Annotated in this window: 3 protein-coding genes; 2 read left to right on the top strand and 1 reads right to left on the bottom strand. The window is 69.0% G+C overall.

Going from position 1 to position 2,487, the window contains the following annotated elements:
- Positions 1 to 192 (bottom strand): hypothetical protein (locus HUK84_RS14890; protein WP_218064393.1); only part of this gene is annotated, 192 nt, incomplete at its 3' end.
- Positions 193 to 508: 316 nt separating this feature from the next.
- Here HUK84_RS14890 and treF point away from each other — a divergent pair.
- Both treF and HUK84_RS14880 read left to right on the top strand, forming a co-directional pair.
- Positions 509 to 2,119, top strand: a complete 1,611-nt coding sequence (gene treF / locus HUK84_RS14885) for an alpha,alpha-trehalase TreF (protein WP_176640983.1) — start codon at positions 509 to 511, stop codon at positions 2,117 to 2,119.
- 102 nt (positions 2,120 to 2,221) lie between these two features.
- Positions 2,222 to 2,377 carry a hypothetical protein gene (locus HUK84_RS14880; RefSeq protein ID WP_176640982.1) on the top strand — a complete coding sequence of 52 codons (156 nt, stop codon included), beginning with the start codon at positions 2,222 to 2,224 and terminating at the stop codon, positions 2,375 to 2,377.
- Positions 2,378 to 2,487: the final 110 nt, after the last annotated feature.

Raw genomic sequence — 2,487 nt, 5'->3', positions numbered from 1 at the left:
GGCCTGGACGCCCCGTTCGGCGATCAGGCGGCCGGCCGCCACGTCCGGGCTTTCGGCAGCGGCAGGTTGCGTATCCTGGGCAGAGGGCTGTGCTGGGGCATGGGCCGGCATTCCGGCCAGCAGGCATGCGCCTGCGATCGCCAGGGCGCGTACGCGCCGCCGCGCCTGTATCCTGCCCGCCAGTCCGTGCATGCCGCTCTCCCCCACGGGCTTTGCCTGGATCGCCTGCCGCGGGATCGCCGACGAAGCCGACCGGTCGTGAAACCTCGTTGTCCGGCCGCTTCACGCGGTCGCGACGGGTGCGTTTTGCACATCTTTCGCTTCCGTGACAACTGCGACCGGCCTGGCTTCGGACAAGGGGCGGAACATGCCGCGTGCCGCGTGCCGCATGCCCCTGGCGATGACGGCGCCGGCGGTTACAATATGGTGAGGGGTAGCGCGCAATCCGTGCCGTTCGTGCATGAATGGATCGGCCGGCGCAGCGCGCCGCCAGACGGGAACGAAGTGCATGCTCCTGGCCGAAACGATTCTTGCCTCCGGCGGGCATGCGCCCGGTGTCGAGCATGTCGCGCCCGCCGACATCATGACGCCGGCCGACCGGTACCAGGAATTGTTCGTCGCCGTGCAGAGCGGCCGGATCTTTCCGGACAGCAAGAGCTTCGTCGATTGCGTGCCGCGCCGCGCGCCCGAGGCGATCCTGCGTGCCTATCGCGCCGGAAACGCCGCCGCCGGATTCGACCTGTCGCGCTTCGTGGCGGAGAATTTCACGCCCGAGCCCGTCGTCGCCAGCCGCTATGTCTCGGATCCCGGCCAGTCGCTGGCCGCCCATATCGACGGTCTGTGGGGCGTGCTGTCCCGCCATCCGGACGACCACGCGGCCCATGGGTCGCTGCTGCCGCTGCCGCATCCGTACGTGGTGCCGGGCGGCCGGTTTTCCGAACTGTATTACTGGGATTCCTATTTCACGATGCTGGGTCTGGCCGCGGGGGGCAAGCACCGGCTGCTGCACGCGATGGCCGATAATTTTTCCTTCATCATCCAGGCCTATGGCCATATCCCCAACGGCAACCGCAGCTATTATCTCAGCCGTTCGCAGCCGCCGGTCTTTGCGCTGATGGTCGGGTTGCTGGAACGGCACGGCCTGCGCCAGGCGGTGCGTTACCTGCCGGATCTGCTGCGGGAATATGCCTATTGGATGGACGGGGCCGACGGGTTGTGCCCCGGCGAGGCCCGCCGCCACGTCGTCTGCCTGCCGGACAACATGCTGCTGAACCGCTATTGGGACGATCGCGACACCCCGCGCGAGGAAGCCTATTGCGAGGATGTGGCGACGGCGGCGGCCGGCACGCGCCCGGCCGCGGACATCTATCGCGACCTGCGGGCCGGCGCCGCGTCGGGATGGGATTTCAGTTCGCGCTGGCTGGGTTCGCCGGACGACCTGTCGAGCATCCGCACCACCGCGATCCTGCCCGTCGACCTCAACAGCTTTCTCCATCTGCTCGAACGTCAGATCGAACGGCTGAGCCGCCTGGCCGGGGACGAGGCGCGTGCCGTCCTGTTCCATCGGCGCGCCGCCATCCGCCGCCGGGCCATCGACCGGTATTTCTGGCAGCCGGAGCAGGGGGCGTTCGTCGATTACGACTGGGCGTTGATGCGGCATCGGCCGCAGGTCACGGCGGCTTCGGCCGTGCCGCTCTATGTCGGGCTGGCCAGCCATCACCAGGCGCACCGCGTCGCCGCCACCCTGGCCGAGCGGCTGTTGCTGCCCGGCGGACTGGCGACCACCGAACAGCACAGCATCCAGCAATGGGACCGCGCCAATGGCTGGGCGCCGCTGCAATGGATGGCCATTCACGGCATGCGCCGCTATGGCCTGTATGCGCAGGCGCGCGACCTGTCCCATCGGTGGCTGGCCACGGTTGCGGGCCTTTATGCGCGCGAGGCCAAGCTGGTCGAGAAATACGCCATCGGATCGGCCCCCGACGGGCTCGGCGGCGGCGGCGGCGAATATCCGCTGCAGGACGGGTTTGGCTGGACGAACGGCGTCACGCGCATGCTGCTGGCCGACTATGCCGACCACCACGCCCATCATGCCCGTGCCGGACGCGTGCGGCACTGAGGCACGGGGCAACGCTGTACCGGCACCTTATGCATTGACGCGGCCCCGCCTGGAACCATCCCGCCCCATGCCGGTTGATAGGCGCACAGAGGGGGAACCGCAATGTCCAGGTTCGCGCGCGATGGCGACGGCCCCAGGCGGCCGATGCCGACGCCTAATCCGGGCCCGTTCAATCCCGACGACCCGATGCCCGACGAGGGGCCGCCGGACGACGACCCGTTCGAGCCGGATGACGATGATGCGGGGCCGGTTCTATGACATTTCCCGATCGCAGTCCCGACCCCGAGCATGAGGGGGTGCCCGGCCCCCATCCGCAGCCGCCGGTGCCCGACCAGGTTCCGCCGGGAGTCGACCCGCACAAGCCGGCG

The organism is Nguyenibacter vanlangensis (genome assembly GCF_013376155.1).
GTDB classification, from domain to species: domain Bacteria; phylum Pseudomonadota; class Alphaproteobacteria; order Acetobacterales; family Acetobacteraceae; genus Gluconacetobacter; species Gluconacetobacter vanlangensis.
Note: the sequence above shows the minus strand (reverse complement) of the source record. Positions and strands in the feature narration are given on the sequence as shown.

Coding starts and splice junctions, on each gene's coding strand:
- treF (WP_176640983.1), top strand. CDS start 509: ATGCTCCTGGCCGAAACGATTCTTGCCTCCGGCGGGCATGCGCCCGGT.
- HUK84_RS14880 (WP_176640982.1), top strand. CDS start 2,222: ATGTCCAGGTTCGCGCGCGATGGCGACGGCCCCAGGCGGCCGATGCCG.